We start from the raw sequence: 18,775 nt of genomic DNA on the forward strand, positions 1-18,775 counted from the left end.
TTGAAACAAACGCAGAACGTTCAGCCCCGGTTTACCCATCTTCGCGCAGAGTGTCACCCGAACAATAAGGACAGCGGGGATGAGCATCGAACAGGCGCGGCGCAAGAAATTCGATCTCGACGGCAAGGAAGCCTCGCCTTTTTCCATCGCCGTTTCCTCGGCAGAACGCGCGGTGCTGCACATGGTGCGCGAGGCATTGCAGCACAAACGGATGCGCCTGGCCTTCCAGCCCGCCGTCTATGCCGCCGCCCCTGATATTATCGGCTTTTATGAAGGCTATATCCGGCTGCTGGATGAAAAGCAGCTGACGATTCCGGCGCGCGACTTCATGTCGGTTGCCGAAACCCGCGAGCTTGGGCGCGAAATCGACGTGGCGGCGCTGCGGCTGGGGCTGATGACGCTGCGGCGCAATCCCGGGGTGCGAATCGCTGTGAATATGTCGGCGAGATCGGTGGGCTATAAGCCCTGGACGCAGCTTTTGCGCCGCGTGCTTGGGGAATATCCCGGCATCGGCAAAGGGCTGATCCTTGAGATCAACGAGGCTTCGGCGATGCAGATGCCAGATGTGCTGATCCCCTTCATGGACGAGTTGCGGGGGTACGGCATCACCTTCACCCTGGATGATTTCGGCGACAGCTTCACCTCGCTGAGCCTGCTTTATGAATTCGGTTTCGACATCGCCAAGCTCGATGGCCGCTTTATCCGCGACTGTCACAGGGATCCGGAAAACCAGCCGATCGTGCGCGCAGCCATCGCCATGGCGCAGGAATTTGGCATGTTCCTCGTGGCCGAAGCGGTCGAAAGCAACGATGAAGCGAACTGGCTGCGGGAACAGGGCGTCGGCTGTCTGCAGGGCTATCTGTTCGGCCGGCCGGAACTCGATCCCGATTTCAGCCTGTATCTCCGCGCGAGGCAAGCGGCGACAACCGCAGGCTGAGGTCAAAAACTGTCGCGCAATATTCTTGCGTATTTCTTCTGATTGTGTCCCTCTTCGCCAAAGAAGACCCTGCGGGCCGCCCGATCCCCTCGCGGATCTCTGCCCGACGTTACTGCCTGAGGAGAGGCTTCAGATGACCAATATCGTAATCGTTTCGGCTGCACGGACCGCCGTGGGCTCGTTCAATGGGGCTTTCGCCAATACACCGGCGCATGAACTGGGAGCGAGTGTGATCGAGGCCGTTATCGCCCGGGCCGGGATCGACAAATCCGAAATCAGCGAGACCATTCTGGGCCAGGTGCTCACCGCAGGTCAGGGCCAGAACCCGGCCCGTCAGGCCCATATCCTCGCCGGCCTTCCCAAGGAAAGCCCGGCCTGGTCGATCAACCAGGTCTGCGGTTCGGGCCTGCGCACGGTCGCGCTTGGCGCCCAGCAGATCCAGACCGGCGCGGCCGGGATCGTCATCGCCGGCGGTCAGGAAAGCATGAGCCTTTCGCCCCATGTCGCGCATCTGCGCGCCGGCACCAAGATGGGCGACATGAAGATGATCGACTCGATGATCAAAGACGGCCTCTGGGATGCATTCAACAACTATCACATGGGCCAGACCGCCGAGAATGTAGCCGCTCAATGGCAGATCTCGCGCGAGCAGCAGGATGAATTCGCCGTCGCCAGCCAGAACAAAGCCGAAGCGGCGCAGAAAGCCGGCAAGTTCAAAGATGAGATCGCGCCCTTCACGGTGAAGACCCGTAAGGGCGATATCCTGGTCGACAGCGATGAATATATCCGCCACGGCGCCACGATCGAGGCGATGCAAAAGCTGAAACCCGCCTTCACCAAAGACGGAACCGTGACCGCCGCCAACGCCTCGGGCCTCAATGACGGCGCGGCCGCCGTCTTGCTGATGACCGAAGAGGAAGCCGCGAAACGCGGGCTGAAAGTGCTCGCGCGGATTGCCTCTCACGCGACGGCTGGTCTTGATCCGTCGATCATGGGTGTCGGCCCAATCTATGCCTCGCGCAAAGCGCTGGACAAGGCGGGCTGGAAGGCCGCTGACCTCGACCTCGTTGAGGCGAATGAAGCCTTTGCCGCTCAGGCCTGCGCGGTGAACAAGGACATGGGCTGGGATCCGGCAAAAGTGAACGTCAATGGCGGCGCGATTGCGATCGGTCACCCGATCGGCGCTTCGGGTGCGCGGATCCTCAATACGCTGATCTTCGAGATGAACCGGTCGGGTGCGAAGAAAGGCCTCGCTACGCTTTGCATCGGCGGCGGCATGGGTGTCGCGATGTGCCTTGAGCGCGACTGACATCAAATATTTGTAATATAGACCTAAATTCAGGGGCACCGGCGCGATCCGGTGCCCTTTTCCATAGCCGGGCCGCGTTACAAACATACGATCCCAATGAAACTTTGCTGCGCAAGCAAAATAATTTTTGAAACAATATTGCGCACTGGGTGAACTGCCGCTAACTTCCGGGGAACAGCTTTTCTGAGGAGGAATCATGTCCAGAGTTGCACTCGTCACCGGCGGTTCTCGCGGCATCGGCGCAGCCATTTCAATCGCGCTGAAAGCGGCCGGCTATAAGGTTGCCGCCAATTATGCCGGCAATGACGATGCGGCCAAGGCCTTTACTGCGGAAACCGGCATTCCGGCCTATAAATGGTCAGTTGCCGATTATGATGCCTGCGTTGAAGGCATCAAAAAGGTCGAGGCCGATCTGGGTCCGGTCGATGTGCTGGTGAACAATGCCGGCATTACCCGCGATGCCATGTTCCACAAAATGACTCCCGGCCAGTGGAAAGAGGTCATCGACACCAACCTGACCGGGTTGTTCAATATGACCCATCCGCTCTGGTCAGGTATGCGGGATCGCAAATTCGGCCGCGTGATCAATATCTCTTCCATCAACGGGCAAAAAGGCCAGGCCGGCCAGGCGAATTATTCGGCGGCGAAATCGGGAGATCTCGGCTTTACCAAATCTCTGGCCCAGGAGGGTGCGCGGGCCGGGATCACGGTAAATGCGATCTGCCCCGGCTATATCGGCACCGAAATGGTGCGCGCTATCGACGAGAAAGTCCTCGCCGAACGCATCATCCCGCAAATCCCGGTCGGCCGCCTCGGCGAGCCGGACGAGATCGCGCGCTGCGTGGCCTTCCTTGCCTCGGATGATGCAGGGTTCATCACCGGTTCGACCATCTCTGCGAATGGTGGCCAGTTCGTCGTCTGACCAATCCCGTTGCGCCACAGGAAAGGCCCGCCCCGGCGGGCCTTTCTCTTTCTGCGGTGCCAGATTACAAGGGCGCCGGAGTTTTCAAAGAAAACTCCGGGCCGTTTCCTTACTTAAGGAAACGGGGGCAGGAGAGCTGAAATGTCGCACAATAGGGCTACGGCCATCGGATTTAGCGCAGTCCTGATGTGGGCTTTGCTGGCCCTTCTGACCATCGGATCAGAGCCCGTGCCGCCCTTCCTGCTCAACGCGATTTGTTTTGCCATTGGCGGCAGCATCGGGCTGGTCTGGACGGCGCGAAACGGGTTCCATCTGTTAAAGACCATCTCGTGGAAAGTCTATGCGTTTGGAACAATTGGTCTTTTCGGATATCACTTCCTTTACTTTACAGCCTTCCGCGTTTCACCCACAGCAGAAACCGGGCTGATCGCCTATCTCTGGCCGCTGTTCATCGTCCTTTTTTCCGGCCTTTTGCCGGGCGAAAAACTGCGCATGCCGCAGCTGCTCGGGGCAGCTGTCGCCTTTTCCGGCGCCGCGCTGATCATCCTTGGCGGTGGCACAGAAAGCGGTTTCAACACCACCGGCATGATCCTGGCTTTTGGCTGTGCGCTCACCTGGTCGGTCTATTCGGTCATCTCGCGCCGTCTCGGCACTGTGCCAACGGAAAGCGTCACCATCTTCTGTCTCGCCTCCGCCGCCTTGTCGCTGATCGCTCATCTTGCGCTGGAGGAGACCCTCTGGCCCACCGGCACTGCCGGCTGGCTCTCGGTGCTGCTGCTGGGGATTGGGCCGGTCGGCGCGGCGTTCTTCACCTGGGATATCGGCATGAAAAGAGGCGACATCCAGCTTCTGGGTGTCGCCTCTTATGCTGCCCCTTTGCTGTCAACGCTTGCCCTGATCATCGCGGGCAAAGCCGAAGCCAGCTGGGCCATCCTTGCGGCTGCGATTCTGATCACCGGTGGTGCGCTGATCGCCTCCCGCAAGGCGTCCTGATCCTCATATTCCCGGGCGTTTCCGGTCGGGACTCAGGAGAATTCACTCAGTGGGAGGCGCTGAGGCGGCCAATTTCCTCTTTCAGCCGAAGCTTCTGGCGCTTCCATTCTGCGATCTGGGTGGCATCCGTCGCCGGGCTGCGTTGCCCTTTCTCGACCTTATCAGAGAGCACCTCGTGCTTCTTGCGAAGTTCTGCCAGATGCGAAGAAATGGTCATTTCGTCCTCCTGTATGGTTCGCGTAAGGAGGATTGCAGCACGGAACGCGCGTCGTGTCATCTCTCTTTCATATGAGAGCGACAAATATTGCCGGTAATTCTCTTTTAATCAGCCGAAACGCGCCGGCAGAGCTGCACCGTCACGCAAAATTGCATTTGCTTCCGCAGTATAGCTTTCACGGTCGCCATCATGCGCCAGGCCCTCATGGATCACCAGCGGCGGCAACAGGCGAAAGGCAGCGCGGCCCCCTTTCTTTGCCCGCAAAATCACCCGGAGCGCTTCGCGCCCCTCACGCGCCGCCAGCGGCAGGATCGAGGCCGAGCCGAGCTTTGGCGCCAGCGCCGCCAGGAGCTCGGGCACCGAATCCGCGCCTGCGATCAGTGTCAGCCAGCCGCCGGGCGCCAGGCGCCGCGTCGCCGCCGCCACCCAGTCCGACACCGGCAGGACCACCTGCATCGCTTTCGCCCTGATATCCACCGGCGAGGCGCTGCCCCCGGCCGGATACCAGGGCGGGTTGGCGACCACATGGTCGAAATCATGACGCAGGGCCAGGGGCATCCGGCTCAGATCGCCCTCATGCACCTCCATCGCGATGCCATTGCGTTCCGCATTCCGGCGCGCAAGGGCTGCGTAAAGCGGCTGCACCTCCAGCCCCGCGAGCCGCAGCTCCGGCACCCTGGCGGCGAGGCACAGCGACACCGCCCCCGCCCCGCAGCCCAGATCCAGCACCTGCTGGCCCGGCTTCGCGCCACAGGCCGCCGCAAGCAGCACGGCATCCGTCGCCGCCCGATACCCCCTGAGCGGCTGCCAGAGCCTGAGCCTGCCGCACAGGAATTTGTCATCCGACAAATCCCCGTCGACAAACTGCTCCGTGCTCATGGCGAAACCTCCAAGCCGTTATCCGTCACGATCGCCCGCGCCATAAAGAGGTCGCGGTCTGCAACCATCAGGCGGCGCGGCAAAATTCCGAGTGAACCATCAAGTACACTCATGTGGACGTCCAGGTCGAAGGCTGTTATTCCCTCGCCCTCAAGAAGGGCCGTCGCAAAGGCGATCACCGTCGGGTCGGTCGTGCGCAAAAGCTCTTTCATAGGTTTTGGGTAGCCGCACCGGGCCGTCAGGGCAAGAGGCGCCTGCCCCCAGGGTTTGACCTGAGTGTTTGGGGATGAAGATGGACGGCAGTGACAACGCGCATCACGGTCCGCAGGACCGGCTGGCGGAGGCTCTGGCCCCGGATATGGCCGCCGTCAATGCGATCATTCGCGCGCGGATGGCCAGCGAACATGCGCCCCGCATCCCCGAAGTCACCGCCCATCTGATCGAGGCCGGCGGCAAACGGATCCGCCCGATGCTGGTGCTCGCCGCGGCGCATATCTGCGGCTATCCGGCCAGAAATCCGGGCGGTGAAGACCACCAGAAGCTCGCCGCCACCGTTGAATTCATCCATACCGCCACGCTTTTGCATGATGATGTCGTCGATGAAAGCGCGCAGCGCCGCGGCCGGCCGACCGCCAATCTTTTATGGGACAACAAGTCCTCGGTGCTGGTCGGCGATTATCTGTTTGCCCGCGCCTTCCAGCTGATGGTCGAACCGGGCAGCCTGCGCGTGCTTGATATTCTCGCCAATGCCTCGGCGACGATTGCCGAAGGCGAGGTGTTGCAACTCACCGCCGCCCGGGATCTGGCCACCACAGAGGACACCTATATCCGGGTGGTGCGTGGCAAGACGGCGGCATTGTTTTCCGCGGCCACGGAATCCGGCGCCGAGATTGCCGGGGCGACGCCCGATCAGGTCCGGGCGCTCTATACTTATGGCGACGCGCTTGGCATCGCCTTCCAGATTGCCGATGACCTGCTGGATTACGGTGGCACCTCGGCTGTGATCGGCAAGAACACCGGCGATGATTTCCGCGAACGCAAACTGACCCTTCCGCTGATCAAGGCGGTCGCCAAAGCCGATGCGGAAGAGCAGGCTTTCTGGACCCGCGTCATTGCCAAAGGCGATCAGCATGAGGGCGATCTGGAGATTGCGCTTTCGCTGATGGAACGCCACGGTGCCCTGGCCGCCGCCCGCGCCGATGCGCTCACCTGGGCCGCGACCGCGCGCGCCGCGCTGGCGCCGCTCCCCGATCATCCGCTGAGGGCGATCCTGGGCGATCTTGCGGATTTCGTGGTTTCGCGCATCGCGTAACGGCGGCCACGGCCGGCACTGCTGACTTCCTTTCCGCGAGAGCCTGTGCTTTCCTTGCGGCAAGGAGCACGATTTGTCTGACATTCATGCCGACCTGACCGAGGCCCTTTATTCGATTCTGCTTGGGGAAGCAGACTGGTCGCGGTTTCTGGGTCTGCTGGTGTCGGATCGCGCCAATGGCGGCGCCCTGTTCATGCTGCAAAATGAACGCATGAGTGGAGGTCTCGGGCGACTGGAGCTGACCTCGGGGATCGGAACAAGGCAGATCTCGGATTACGCCACATATTACAGCCAGCTGAACCCCTGGGTGCCCGATCACCTCCTGCGCGCCAATGATGTGATCGTCGACCACCAGGTGATCGCGCGCGAAGTGCTGAAGCGGACCGAGTTTTACAACGATTTCCTGCGGCCTGCCGGCTATATCGGCTCGACCGGAGTGACCCTCGGGCGAAGGGGCAGCGAACATATGCTGCTGACCATGGTTTTCGGAGACAGTGATCCTGAAATCGCCACCATGATGGGTCGTCAGCTTGAGGCGCTGACGCCGCATCTTCAGCGGGTGATGCGACATTTCGCCAATCTCGGCAGAGAGGTCATTCCGGGTAATTTCGCCACCGAGGCGCTTGGCGTGATCGGTACCGGGCTTTGCGTGATCGGCGATGATCTGAAACCGACATTGATTTCGCCGGCGGCCGAAGAGGCGACGCGGCGCGCGGCTCTCTTTACCCTGACCCCGACCGGGCGCATTCATTTTGCAGATGAGGCGGCGCGGCAGTTTCTGGGGCAGATCCTGGCACGGGGCTATGACGGGCCGACGGAGCATGTCTGGCATCAGAATGGCTGCCGGCTGACCCTGTTCCGCGCCGCCCGCGAGCCGATATCCGAATTGCTGTGTGGTCCGGCCGCCGGATTGATCATCGAAGAGGGGCAGGTGAGGTCCGAACCGCTGCGAATCGCGCATTTCCAGCAGCGCTATGCCCTGAGCGCAGCCGAAACACGGGTGTTGACGGGGATCACGCAGGGGCTCTCGATCCGGGCAATCGCCGACGCCCACAGCCGCTCGGTCGAGACAATCCGCAGCCAGGTGAAGAGCCTGCTTCACAAGACAGGATCCGATAACCAGCTGGCGCTGATACAACGACTGAACGGGCGGGGCTGAAAACCGTCCCTGACCCGCGCCTGATGCCGACCCTGACTCTGGGCCGAAAACCGGGGGAAGTCGCCTTCTTGCGGCGCCTCCCCCCGGCGAAAGCGAATGAAAGGTCTTGTCTCAATGGACCAAGGATACCCCCGTCTGCAGCGGCGACCCATCACCCTACAGGGTGAAAATGCAGCGGAGACTGTTGCGAGGCCAAATCCGCGCCCTATATCACCGTCCCTGCCCCTGCCCCCGCCCCTGCTGTCCCCGGGGCCACCGCCACCGATTTGACAACTGCGAAAACCCGCATCCCCGGCTCAAGTTCAAGCAGCCGGGCCGAACGCAGGGTGATCTGCGCCAGCAGCGCCGCCTCGCCCACCGCAAGGCGCACCAGCACCTCGCCGTCTTGCTCCGAGATTTCCCGCACCGTGCCGTCAAGAACATTCAGCGCCGAAATCGCTTCCGGTTGCTGTCGCGCCAGCATGACATCGCGCGCAAGGATCCGCAGGCGCAGCGCCGTCCCCTCGGCCACGCCCGGCAAAGACAGCCAGAGCGCGCCGCCACCGGTCTCAAGCCGCGTCAGCCCATCGGGATCAGTCGCGCCGACGCGCAGGTTCAGCACCGCCCCCGCCTCGCGCGGGCCAAAGCCGCGCGCGGAAACCGGGTCGGCCAGCACCTCGTCCGCCGGGCCGGCGCGGCTGACCTGGCCTGCCTCAAGCATCACCACCGTCGTCGCCAGCCGCGCCACTTCGGCCGGCGAATGGCTGACATAAAGGATCGGCAGCGCCACAGTATCGCGCAGCCGTTCCAGATAGGGCAGGATTTCGGATTTGCGCGCCTCATCCAGCGCGGCGAGCGGCTCGTCCATCAACAGAAGATCGGGGTCGGACAAAAGCGCCCGGCCAAGCGCCACCCGGCTTTTCTCGCCGCCAGAGAGGCGACCGGGGCGGCGGTCAAGCAAAGGGGCGATGCCCAAAAGGTCGACCACCTGGTCAAATGCTGCACCCGCGCGGCCCTTCGGCGCGAACCAGCAGCCATAAAGCAGGTTCTGACGCACCGTGAGATGCGGGAAAAGCCGTGCATCCTGAAAGACATAGCCGATGCGGCGCTTATGGGGCGGCAGGAAATTTCCGCGCGCGGTATCGAGTAAGACCCGGTCGCCCAGCGTGATCCGGCCCTGATCGGGACGCAAGAGCCCGGCCACCGCATTGACCACCGTGGTCTTGCCGGACCCCGAGCGGCCAAAGAGCGCCGTCACCCCCAGAGGCGCGTCAAACCGCACATCCAGCGTGATGCCGGGAAAGCGGTGCTGCAGGGAAACCGACAGCGTCATTGCCCTGAAATCCTGCGCGCAACCACCCGCGAGACCCATTCCGACAGCAAAAGCGCCGCCATGGCGATCACAATGGCGACCCAGACGAGGCGGGCGGCCTGGGCCTCGCCGCCCGGCACCTGCATGAAACTGTAGATTGCCGATGGCAGGGTGCGGGTCTGGCCCGGGATGTTCGACACGAAAGTGATCGTGGCGCCGAATTCCCCCATCGCTTTGGCGAAGGCAAGGATGCAGCCTGCGATCACACCGGGCAGGATCATCGGCAGCGTCACCGTCAGCCAGACCCAGGGTTTCGACGCCCCGAGCGTGGCGCTGGCCTGTTCCAGTTTCGGATCCACCGCCTCGATGGCGAGCCGCATGGCGCGCACCATCAGCGGGAAAGCCATAACGGCCGCAGCCATCGCGGCCCCGGTCCAGCGAAAGGCAAAGACGATCCCGAACCACTGGTCGAGATAGTACCCCACCGTGCCTTTGCGCCCGAACGTCATCAGCAGCAGATAGCCCGTAACGACCGGTGGCAGGATCAGCGGCAGATGCACGATGCCGTTCAGCACCTGCTTGCCGGGAAACTCCCACCGGGCAAGGGCATGGGCGATGAAAAGCCCCAGAGGCAGGCTGACCAGCACCGCCCAGAACGACACCCGCAGCGACAGCATCACCGCGTTCCATTCGTCAGGAGACAGCCAGTCCGTCACGCCTCTCAGGCCCTTTCATCAGTCTCAGTTCAGGATCGAAAAGCCTTCGGCGGCAAAGATCCTGTCGGCCTCATCCCCCGAAAGCGCCTCGTAAAAGGCGCGGTCCGCCGCATCCGCCGCGCCGGTCAGCAGGGCGGCAGGGTAGACGATCGGTTTATGGCTGTCAGCGGGGAAGGTGCCGACCACGGTGACATTATCCTCGGCCACGGCGTCGGTCGCATAAACGATGCCGTAAGGCGCCTCGCCCTGGGCCACCAGCGCCAGCGTCGCGCGGACATTATCGGCCTGAGCAACCGATCCCTCAACCGTGCCCCATTGACCCAGATGTTCCAGCGCGGCCTTGCCATACTGGCCGGCGGGCACGGAATCGATCAAGGCCATGGCGAGTTTCTCATCGCCCAAAAGCGCTTTCAGATCAAAGCCCTCACCAATCTCGACCGGCGCGGCATCCTTGCCGTGCGCAACGAGGACCAGCGTATTGCCCAAAAGATCGCCGCGCGCACCTTCGACAACCAGACCCGCCTTTTCGACCTCATCCATCCAGTTGACGGCAGCCGAGATAAAGATGTCGGCAGGCGCGCCTTCGATGATCTGTTTCGCCAGCGCATTCGATCCGGCATAGGAAATCACCACCGTATTGCCGGTTTCCTCCTGGAATTTCGCCGCGACCTCATCCAGCGCGTTCTTCATCGACGCGGCGGCAAAAACCACGACCTCTTCGGCCTGGGCCATGGCGGGCAGCGCGAGGCTGAAAGCGGTCGCAAACAGCGCAGCGCGGCGGGCGAATTTACGGCTGGCGAAAGACATTGGATTCCTCCGGTTCGATATATCTTTGCGGATATAAAGACTGCCCGAGGCGACAGGCGCAAGGGTTATTTCCCGCTCGCCACAACGCCCTTTGCCGCAGATCAGGGCTGACCGGAGGCCAGCATCGTCTCGAGCAGGGCGATCTCTTCGGCACCTGCCTCGCGCGATTTGCGTTCGATCTCGCGGAAAAGCGCCAGCACCTGTTCGCCCTCGGGCGTCAGATGCGCGCCGCCGCCGCCAGAGCCGCCGCGCGCGCTGGCGACCAGCGGGCTGGCAAAGGCCGCGTTCAGCTCTTCCACCAGCATCCAGGCGCGTTTGTAACTCATCCCCATGGCGCGACCGGCCGCCGAGATGGAGCCGGTCTCGCGGATATGTTCCAGAAGTTCGGCCTTGCCGGGGCCGACCATCGCATTGTCAAAGTAAAGGCGCAGGAAAAAGCGTTTCATCACGCCAGTTTCCCCCTCCTGAGGCCGGCTGGCAAGAGGCTCTAGCTGAGATAATGCTCGACCGGCCCCAGCGGTTTCGGCGGCTCCTCCCCCAGATGCGGCGCAAGGCTGATCTCGCAGGCGCGACAGATCGCATCCAGCGCGAGGCCATTGGGGCTGGTGCCGAAGGGATGGCTCAGTTCCTCGGTCACTTCCGCCAGGCCAAGGAACATATAGGCCACAATGGCGGTGAACAAAGGCGAGAGCCAGCCGGTGGTTTCCGCCAGCGCCAGCGGCAGCAGCAGGCAATAAAGCCAGGTCGTGCGATAGATCAGCAGCGAATAGACGTAAGGCAACGGGCTGTTGGCGATGCGCTCGGCCCCCGCCTGGAGCAGGGCGAGATTGGCCATGCGGGTGGTCAGCGCGCGCGCGCCGAAGCCGTCGATCTCGCCCGACCGGTAGCCCGCGCTCAGCTCATCAGTGATCGCATCCATCGCGGCACAGGGCGGGTGCGTGGCCGCGCGGAACTGCGCCCCGGGCCCGGTCTCCGGCGGCACCAGCTTGCGCAGGTTGATCCGGTGGGCATGGATGAATTCCAGCGCCAGCCGCAGCATCCGCTCGCGCCGCCGCGGGTCAGGCACGAAAGTCCCGACCTCCCGGGCAAAGCTGCGCAGATCGGCCAGGAGCCCGCCCCAGAGCTTCCTCGCCTCCCACCAGCGGTCATAGGCGGCGGCATTGCGAAACCCGAGGAAAAGCGACAGCCCGATCCCGAACACCGTATAGGCGGCGGCGTTCAGATGCGGCACCCAGGGCGTCATATGGTCGAGCAGGACCACCACAAGCGCGAAACAGGCAACGAACAGCACCGGCGGTGCGACCTGGAAGACAATCGAACCGCGTGTCGCGGTCAGAAGTTGCAGCGGGGTGGGTTTGTCACGGACGATCATCCTGGACCACGACCTTTTCAGATTGGCGTTGCGGCACCCGTTGCACAGGCTCGTGACAGCGCCACAAGATTTCTTGCCCCCGAAAGCAGAACATGCGTTACTCTGTCGCATCCGGAGTGATGCAGTTCTGCGGGCAATGCCCAAATAGCTGGCAGCGGCAGATCGGCGCCACAGACCGGCGCGCCTGCAGCCCTGGCTCAGAGAGTAGCAGAAAAGCCGGGCCCCGGGGGAAAGAACTGCTGTTTCCGAGATGCAATTCCGGACGGGATCCTGTTCCCGGACGGCGGAGGGGAGAAGGCCGATCCATGCCAGGCAATATCACCACCGGCCGCACCATCCGCGACCATGTGGCCCAGGTTTCTGCCGCGCTGGAAAAGGGCCAGGCCGCGCGGTCGTCGATTGTCGCCTCCTGGGCGCGTTCGGCCCGCCATGGGCTGGCGCCTTCGGCCCTTGCGCCACGTGATCAGCGGCTGGACGGGATGGGGCTCGCCCGCCTGCGCGAGAGGATGGAGCCGGTGACCCGCGCCGCCCGCCCGACGCTGGAGCGGCTGTTTCAGGTGGTCGGCGGTTTTGGCGCCAGCGTGATCCTCGCAAGCGAGGACGGCATTCCCTTTGAACGCCTGGTGAAGCAATCGGAAGACCGCGATTTCCAGGATGCCGGCCTCAGCGCCGGCTCGGACTGGAGCGAAGCGGCGGTTGGCACCAATGGGATCGGCACCTGCCTTGCCGAAGGGCGGCCGGTGGTGATCCATCGTGACCAGCATTACCTTGCCGCGAATACCGCGCTGACCTGCGCCTCGGCGCCGATCTGGGATCCTTCGGGCGATCTGGTGGCGGTGCTGGATGTCTCGACCGTGCGCGCCGATATCGCCGAAGGGTTCTCGGGCCTGTTGAGCCATTCGGTGCATGAGGCCGCCCGCCGGATCGAGGCAGATCTGTTCCAGGCGCGCTACAGCGGCGCGCGGATGGTGCTGGTTCCCGGTGCGGATCGCGGCACCGGCGCGCTTCTGGCGGTCGATGCCGATGAGCTGGTGATCGGCGCCACGCGCATGGCGCGCCAGCATCTGGGCCTGACCGGTGATCTGGCCAGAAACCCGGTCCCTGCCGCCGATCTGCTGGGCGTCAGCAGCCATCTGCGCCCCGAAGATGGCGAGCGCGCAGTGATCCACCGCGCCATCGCGCGCACCGGCGGCAATATCTCGGCCGCGGCACGGGCGCTTGGGATCAGCCGCGCGACCCTGCATCGCAAAATGGGCCGGTCCGACTGACGGACGGCCGAACGACAATCGCACTGTCGGGCAGTCGGCAGGACAGACTGTCTCAGAACTGCGACAGCTTTCGCAGCTGCGGCATATCCCCGGGGGTGACCCGCCTGCAATCAGACGCCAGCTTGGTGTCATCAGCCGCAAGGGAGAGCGGCCAACGGAGGAGCTACCATGACCAAGCATGAAGAATTCGGCCTGAGCACTGCGCCCTACAAAACCCGCTATGAAAACTTTATCGGCGGCCAATGGGTCGCGCCGAAAGCCGGGCGCTATATGGAGAACATCTCGCCGGTGACCGGCAGCGTGATCTGTGAGGTCGCGCGTTCGGATGCGGCCGATATCGAAGCGGCGCTGGATGCCGCCCATGCCGCCCGTCGCGGCTGGGCGCAGACTTCGGCCACGACGCGCTCAAACATCCTGCTGCAGATTGCCGCACGGATCGAAGAGAATCTCGAAGCCATCGCGATTGCCGAGACCTGGGATAACGGCAAGCCGCTGCGCGAGACCATGGCGGCAGATATCCCGCTGGCAGTCGACCATTTCCGCTATTTCGCCGGCGCGATCCGGGCGCAGGAGGGCTCGATCGGGCAGATCGACGATGACACCGTCGCCTATCACTTCCACGAGCCGCTGGGCGTTGTGGGCCAGATCATCCCCTGGAACTTCCCGATCCTGATGGCGGCCTGGAAACTGGCACCGGCGCTCGCGGCGGGGAATTGTGTCGTGCTGAAACCGGCAGAGCAGACCCCGGCTTCGATCCTGTTCCTGCTTTCATTCATCGAAGACCTGCTGCCGCCGGGCGTGCTGAATATCGTCAACGGCACCGGTGCCGAGGCCGGTGCGGCGCTGGCATCGAGCCCGCGCATCGCGAAAATCGCCTTCACCGGCTCGACCCCGGTGGGCAAGTCGATCATGCGGGCCGCAGCCGACAACCTGACCAATATCACGCTGGAACTTGGCGGCAAATCGCCGAACATCTTCTTTGAAGACGTGATGGATGAGGATGACGATTACTTCGACAAGGCGCTGGAAGGCTTCACCCTTTTCGCGCTGAACCAGGGTGAGGTCTGCACCTGCCCGTCGCGCGCCCTGATCCAGGAATCGATCTATGACCGGTTCATGGAACGCGCGCTGAAACGGGTCGAGGCCATTGTGGCAGGCGACCCGCGTCAGGCGAATACGATGATCGGTGCCCAGGCTTCGAAGCAGCAATTCGACAAGATCTCGTCCTATCTGGAGCTCGGCCCGAAAGAAGGCGCGAAAGTGCTGACCGGCGGCCAGGCGAACCATTTCAACGGCGATATCTCGAAAGGCTTCTATATCCAGCCAACCGTCTTCGAGGGCACCAACAAGATGCGGGTCTTCCAGGAGGAGATCTTCGGGCCGGTCGTGTCGGTGACCACTTTCAAGACCCAGGACGAGGCGATCGAGATCGCCAATGACACCGTCTTCGGTCTGGGCGCAGGCGTCTGGTCGCGGAACGCAAACACCGCCTACCGCGCCGGTCGCGCGATCGAAGCGGGCCGGGTCTGGACCAATTGCTACCATCTCTATCCGGCCGGCGCGGCCTTTGGCGGGTACAAACAATCGGGGATCGGGCGCGAGAACCATAAGATGATGCTCGACCATTATCAGGAAACCAAGAACCTGCTGGTCTCCTACAATCCGAAGAAGCTCGGCTTCTTCTGAGCCTCAGCGGTTCCGGACAAAGCCGGGGGAGAGTACTCTCCCCCGGACCCCCTCTTGCTCTCCCTGTCGGAGGGTGCATCGGGTTCCGGCCCGGGCAGCCTCTGGCCCTCCGGCCCGCCCTGGCCCGGGGACTGCCCTTTCCCGCTTTTCCGCGGCGGGCAGGACCTCAGATCCGGGGCGGGTTCTTTTCCGGCCAGCGGGTGGCGCGGTGCCAGGCTTCGCCCATGGCGAGAATCGCGGCGTCGGATCCGTGGCGCCCCGCAATCTGGATACCCGTCGGCAGGCCGTTTGCGCCGAATCCCACCGGAACCGCCAAAGCGGGCAGGCCGATCAGCGAGACCGGCACCACCACTTCCATCCAGCGGTGATAGGTGTCCATCCTTTGGCCATCGATGCTTTCGGGATAACGCCAGTCGGCCGGGAAGGGCCAGACCTGCGCCACCGGCATCACCAGCGCATCGTAATCCGCCAGCAACTGATGCGCGTGCGCATACCAGGCGGAGCGGATTTTCGACGCCTGGTAGAGCGCCGCTGCCGTCACTTGCGCGCCGGTCTCGACCTCCCATTGCGTTTCGGGTTTGAGCCGGGCCCAGCGGGCGGGCGTTTGGCGCTCGGCCCCTTTGCCCCCGAAATTCAGGAAGCTGCGGATCGTGACCCAGGCCTGCCAGAGATCGGCCACCGGCAGCGGGAGCGACACCGGCACCACTTCGGCGCCGAGGCTTTCAAAGGTCTTCAGCCCGGCCTCACAGGCGGCGATGATGCCGGATTCAAACGGGATCTGACCGTTGAAATCACCAAACCAGGCAATGCGCTTCCCGTTGAGATCATCCGGCGCGGCCCGGACCGCGCCGAGGTAATCCTGCGCGGACTGACCAAAGGGGGTCAGCGGGTTGGGCCCGGCCTGAACGCCCAAAAGCAGCGCGAGATCGGCGATATCGCGGGCCATCGGACCCTCTGTTGCCATCGTGTCGAGGAAGGTCTCGGCCCCGGCGTCAGACGGAACGAGCCCCCAGCTCGGGCGAAACCCGTAGACATTACAAAAGGCTGCAGGGTTTCGGAGGCTGCCCATCATATCCGAACCATCCGCCAGCGGCACCATCTGCGCGGCCAGCGCCGCCGCCGCGCCCCCCGATGACCCGCCGGCGCTGCGCGTCAGGTCATAGGGATTGCGCGTCACGCCATGCACCGGGTTAAAGCTGTGGCTGCCATGCCCCCATTCCGGCGTATTGGTCTTGCCGATCACGACCGCCCCTGCCGCCCGCATCCGCGCAACGATCAGATCATCGGCCTCGGGTATATGATCGGCGTAAAGCGGCGAGCCATAGGTCGTGCGGAGGCCCTTGGTGTTCAGGAGATCCTTCACCGCCAGCGGCAGGCCAAACAGCGCGCCTTCAGGTGCCACAGCGTCCAGCGCCCGCGCCTCTGCCATGATCTGGTCGGGATCGCGCAGCGAGATCACAGCATTCACCTGCGGGTTCACCGAAGCGATGCGGGCCAGATGCGCCTCCATCACCTCGGACGGTTTCACCTCGCGGCGGGTGATCAGCTGCGAGAGATCGAGAGCGGAGCGGGCGGTGAGATCCATGGCAGTCCCGTGACAATGCATTCGCCCGAAGGCTAGCAGAGGCGGCGCCCCGGGTGAAAGACCCTCAGGGGGAGAAAGCACCCCCTGCAAAACCGGCATACGGGCCTGCATATTGCGCTCTGGATTGCGGGGCGGCGCAGGCGTATATGGGGCGCATGACACAGGGCCCTGACCCCAGCGGCCTGCCCTTCATCAAGATGCATGGGGCGGGCAATGACTTCGTGGTGATCGACTCGCGGGCACGCGGCGAGGCGGTGGTGACGGCTGCGCTGGCGCGCGCGCTTGGCGACCGCAACCGGGGCGTGGGCTTTGATCAGCTGGCCGAGATCCGGCCGGCGCCTGCCGGGCAGGACAGCGTCGATTTCACCCTGGATTTCTGGAACACCGATGGCAGCCGCGCCGGCGCCTGCGGCAATGCCACGCGCTGCGTCTCGGATTACGTCATGCGCGATCTGGGCAAAGATGCGGTGACGCTGATCACCCAACGCGGAACCCTGCGGGCCGAGCGGATGTCGGATGGCCGGGTCAATGTGAATATGGGCCAGCCGCAGCTGGACTGGGCCGAGCTGCCTTTGTCGCATGCGGTCGATACCGCGCATCTGCCGCTGGATGGTACGCCGGTGGCAGTTGGCATGGGCAACCCGCATTGCGTGTTCTTTGTGCCCGATGCCGATACGGCGGATGTCGCGGGCCTTGGCCCGCGAGTCGAACATGATCCTTTGTTCCCCGAACGCACCAATGTCGAATTCGCCAGCCTGACTGGCCCCGACAGGTTGCGCATGCGGGTCTGGGAGCGCGGCGCCGGCATCACGCTCGCCTGCGGCTCGGGCGCCTGTGCGACGGCAGTGGCAGCGCATCTGCGCGGGCTGACCGGGCGGCGCGTGACGCTTGACCTTGACGGCGGCGTGCTGGAGATCGACTGGCGTGAGGATGGCGTCTGGATGGCCGGCCCGGTGGCGCTGGTCTTCGAGGGCCGTATCCCGCCCGCCTTCCTGGCGACCCTGACATGAACGCGCCTGTTTTCGCCACCCTGGGCTGCCGCCTGAACGCCTATGAGACCGAGGCGATGAAGGAACTTGCCGCCGCCGCCGGGGTCAATGGCGCGGTCGTGGTCAATACCTGCGCGGTGACGGCCGAAGCCGTGCGCAAGGCCAAACAGGAAATCCGCCGTCTCGCGCGCGAAAACCCCGGTGCGCCGGTGATCGTCACCGGCTGCGCGGCGCAGACCGAACCTGAGACCTTTGCGGCGATGCCCGAGGTGACAAAGGTCATCGGCAATCACGAAAAGATGCAGGCCGAGACCTGGACCGGGCTGCGCGCGCCCCTCCTGGCGCCGGATCTGATCGGCGTGACCGAGAAGACACTGGTCAATGACATCATGTCGGTGAAAGAGACCGCCGGTCATCTGATCGACGGCTTTGGCCGCCATCGCGCCTATGTCCAGGTGCAGAATGGCTGCGACCATCGCTGCACTTTCTGCATCATCCCCTATGGGCGCGGCAATTCGCGCTCTGCCCCCGCCGGCGTGGTGATCGAACAGATCAAACGTCTGGTCGACAAGGGGTTTCAGGAAGTTGTGCTGACCGGCGTCGATCTGACCTCCTGGGGCGCCGACCTGCCCGCAACGCCGCGCCTTGGCGATCTGGTGATGCGGATCCTGCGGCTGGTGCCGGATCTGGCACGGCTCAGGATCTCGTCGATTGACAGTATCGAGGCCGATGAGAACCTGATGCAGGCGATCGCGACCGAAAGCCGGCTGATGCCGCATCTGCATCTCAGCCTGCAGGCAGGCGACGACATGATCCTGAAACGGATGAAGCGCCGCCATCTGCGTGATGACGCGATCCGCTTCTGCGAAGAGGCCCGCAGCCTGCGCCCCGATCTGATCTTCGGCGCCGATATCATCGCGGGCTTCCCGACCGAGACCGACGAGATGTTTGAAAACAGCCTGAAGCTGGTCTCGGATTGCGACCTGACCTTCCTGCATGTCTTCCCCTATTCGCCCCGCAAAGGCACCCCCGCCGCGCGGATGCCACAGGTGAAAGGTCCGACGATCCGCGACCGCGCCGCCCGGCTGCGCGCCGCCGGAGAAAGCGCGCTCATCCGCCATCTGGAAAGCCAGCAGGGCGCCCTGCATCAGGTCCTGACCGAAGGTCCGCATAACGGCCGCACCGGCCAGTTCACCGAAGTGAGCTTTGCAGATGCCCAGCCCGAGGGCCGCATCATCCCGGCCCGCATCACCGGCCAGGACGGCACCCGCCTGATCGCCACCCCGCTCTGATATCCCCGATCTGATATCCCCGGCTGTGCCTCCGGCCAGCC

19 protein-coding genes are annotated in these 18,775 nt (G+C 63.7%); 10 read left to right on the plus strand and 9 right to left on the minus strand.

The window, feature by feature from the left end:
- Window positions 1–79 precede the first annotated feature (79 nt).
- The 4 genes from JC607_RS08820 to JC607_RS08835 all read left to right on the plus strand — a co-directional run bounded on the left by JC607_RS08820 (window position 80) and on the right by JC607_RS08835 (window position 4,161).
- Window positions 80–937, plus strand: coding sequence for an EAL domain-containing protein (locus tag JC607_RS08820; RefSeq protein ID WP_198836569.1), 858 nt, complete (start codon window positions 80–82; stop codon window positions 935–937).
- Window positions 938–1,070: 133 nt separating this feature from the next.
- Window positions 1,071–2,246: an acetyl-CoA C-acetyltransferase gene (locus JC607_RS08825; protein WP_198836570.1), complete on the plus strand. Its 1,176-nt coding sequence runs from the start codon at window positions 1,071–1,073 to the stop codon at window positions 2,244–2,246.
- Between the two features lie 196 nt (window positions 2,247–2,442).
- Window positions 2,443–3,168, plus strand: a complete 726-nt coding sequence (locus tag JC607_RS08830) for a beta-ketoacyl-ACP reductase (RefSeq protein ID WP_198836571.1) — start codon at window positions 2,443–2,445, stop codon at window positions 3,166–3,168.
- 141 nt (window positions 3,169–3,309) lie between these two features.
- A complete protein-coding gene (locus tag JC607_RS08835; protein WP_198836572.1) occupies window positions 3,310–4,161 on the plus strand; it encodes a DMT family transporter in 852 nt (283 codons plus the stop codon).
- A 46-nt stretch (window positions 4,162–4,207) separates the two neighbouring features.
- Here the strand turns inward: JC607_RS08835 and JC607_RS08840 are convergent, their stop codons facing one another.
- From JC607_RS08840 to JC607_RS08850, 3 genes are all read right to left on the minus strand, one after another.
- Entirely contained in the window at window positions 4,208–4,378 is a 171-nt protein-coding gene (locus JC607_RS08840) for a YdcH family protein (RefSeq protein ID WP_092899494.1), read from the minus strand.
- Window positions 4,379–4,486: 108 nt separating this feature from the next.
- Complete coding sequence (locus JC607_RS08845) at window positions 4,487–5,257, minus strand: tRNA1(Val) (adenine(37)-N6)-methyltransferase (protein WP_198836573.1); 771 nt, start codon at window positions 5,255–5,257, stop codon at window positions 4,487–4,489.
- Window positions 5,254–5,469, minus strand: a complete 216-nt coding sequence (locus JC607_RS08850; protein WP_092899498.1) for a DUF2007 domain-containing protein — start codon at window positions 5,467–5,469, stop codon at window positions 5,254–5,256. Before JC607_RS08850 ends, JC607_RS08845 begins: the two co-directional genes overlap by 4 nt.
- A gap of 80 nt (window positions 5,470–5,549) precedes the next feature.
- Here JC607_RS08850 and JC607_RS08855 point away from each other — a divergent pair, with 80 nt between their 5' ends.
- Both JC607_RS08855 and JC607_RS08860 read left to right on the plus strand, forming a co-directional pair.
- Complete coding sequence (locus tag JC607_RS08855; RefSeq protein ID WP_198836574.1) at window positions 5,550–6,569, plus strand: polyprenyl synthetase family protein; 1,020 nt, start codon at window positions 5,550–5,552, stop codon at window positions 6,567–6,569.
- A 73-nt stretch (window positions 6,570–6,642) separates the two neighbouring features.
- The gene (locus JC607_RS08860) at window positions 6,643–7,728 is read left to right on the plus strand and encodes a LuxR C-terminal-related transcriptional regulator (RefSeq protein ID WP_198836575.1); all 1,086 of its coding nucleotides are present in this window, start codon (window positions 6,643–6,645) and stop codon (window positions 7,726–7,728) included.
- A gap of 205 nt (window positions 7,729–7,933) precedes the next feature.
- Here the strand turns inward: JC607_RS08860 and modC are convergent, their stop codons facing one another.
- The 5 genes from modC to JC607_RS08885 form a co-directional block, all read right to left on the minus strand.
- Entirely contained in the window at window positions 7,934–9,040 is a 1,107-nt protein-coding gene (gene modC / locus JC607_RS08865; protein WP_198836576.1) for a molybdenum ABC transporter ATP-binding protein, read from the minus strand.
- Window positions 9,037–9,735, minus strand: a complete 699-nt coding sequence (gene modB, locus JC607_RS08870; RefSeq protein ID WP_198836577.1) for a molybdate ABC transporter permease subunit — start codon at window positions 9,733–9,735, stop codon at window positions 9,037–9,039. Before modB ends, modC begins: the two co-directional genes overlap by 4 nt.
- 24 nt (window positions 9,736–9,759) lie before the next feature.
- Window positions 9,760–10,542, minus strand: a complete 783-nt coding sequence (gene modA / locus JC607_RS08875; protein ID WP_198836578.1) for a molybdate ABC transporter substrate-binding protein — start codon at window positions 10,540–10,542, stop codon at window positions 9,760–9,762.
- Window positions 10,543–10,643: 101 nt separating this feature from the next.
- Window positions 10,644–10,988 (minus strand): winged helix-turn-helix domain-containing protein, encoded by a 345-nt coding sequence (locus tag JC607_RS08880; protein WP_233092793.1) that lies wholly within the window; start codon window positions 10,986–10,988, stop codon window positions 10,644–10,646.
- A gap of 41 nt (window positions 10,989–11,029) precedes the next feature.
- The gene (locus JC607_RS08885; protein WP_198836579.1) at window positions 11,030–11,914 is read right to left on the minus strand and encodes a bestrophin family protein; all 885 of its coding nucleotides are present in this window, start codon (window positions 11,912–11,914) and stop codon (window positions 11,030–11,032) included.
- A gap of 305 nt (window positions 11,915–12,219) precedes the next feature.
- Between JC607_RS08885 and JC607_RS08890 the strand changes: the two genes are divergently transcribed.
- Complete coding sequence (locus tag JC607_RS08890; RefSeq protein WP_198836580.1) at window positions 12,220–13,182, plus strand: helix-turn-helix domain-containing protein; 963 nt, start codon at window positions 12,220–12,222, stop codon at window positions 13,180–13,182.
- A 168-nt stretch (window positions 13,183–13,350) separates the two neighbouring features.
- A complete protein-coding gene (locus JC607_RS08895; RefSeq protein WP_198836581.1) occupies window positions 13,351–14,868 on the plus strand; it encodes an aldehyde dehydrogenase family protein in 1,518 nt (505 codons plus the stop codon).
- Window positions 14,869–15,034: 166 nt separating this feature from the next.
- Here JC607_RS08895 and JC607_RS08900 read toward each other — a convergent pair whose 3' ends face one another.
- Complete coding sequence (locus JC607_RS08900) at window positions 15,035–16,453, minus strand: amidase (RefSeq protein WP_198836582.1); 1,419 nt, start codon at window positions 16,451–16,453, stop codon at window positions 15,035–15,037.
- A 155-nt stretch (window positions 16,454–16,608) separates the two neighbouring features.
- Between JC607_RS08900 and dapF the strand changes: the two genes are divergently transcribed.
- Both dapF and mtaB read left to right on the plus strand, forming a co-directional pair.
- A complete protein-coding gene (gene dapF / locus JC607_RS08905; RefSeq protein WP_198836583.1) occupies window positions 16,609–17,463 on the plus strand; it encodes a diaminopimelate epimerase in 855 nt (284 codons plus the stop codon).
- The gene (gene mtaB, locus JC607_RS08910; protein WP_198836584.1) at window positions 17,460–18,734 is read left to right on the plus strand and encodes a tRNA (N(6)-L-threonylcarbamoyladenosine(37)-C(2))-methylthiotransferase MtaB; all 1,275 of its coding nucleotides are present in this window, start codon (window positions 17,460–17,462) and stop codon (window positions 18,732–18,734) included. Before dapF ends, mtaB begins: the two co-directional genes overlap by 4 nt.
- The last annotated feature ends 41 nt before the right edge of the window (window positions 18,735–18,775 follow it).

It is taken from the genome of Paracoccus sp. IB05 (assembly GCF_016405985.1).
In the GTDB taxonomy this organism is placed as follows: domain Bacteria; phylum Pseudomonadota; class Alphaproteobacteria; order Rhodobacterales; family Rhodobacteraceae; genus Pseudogemmobacter.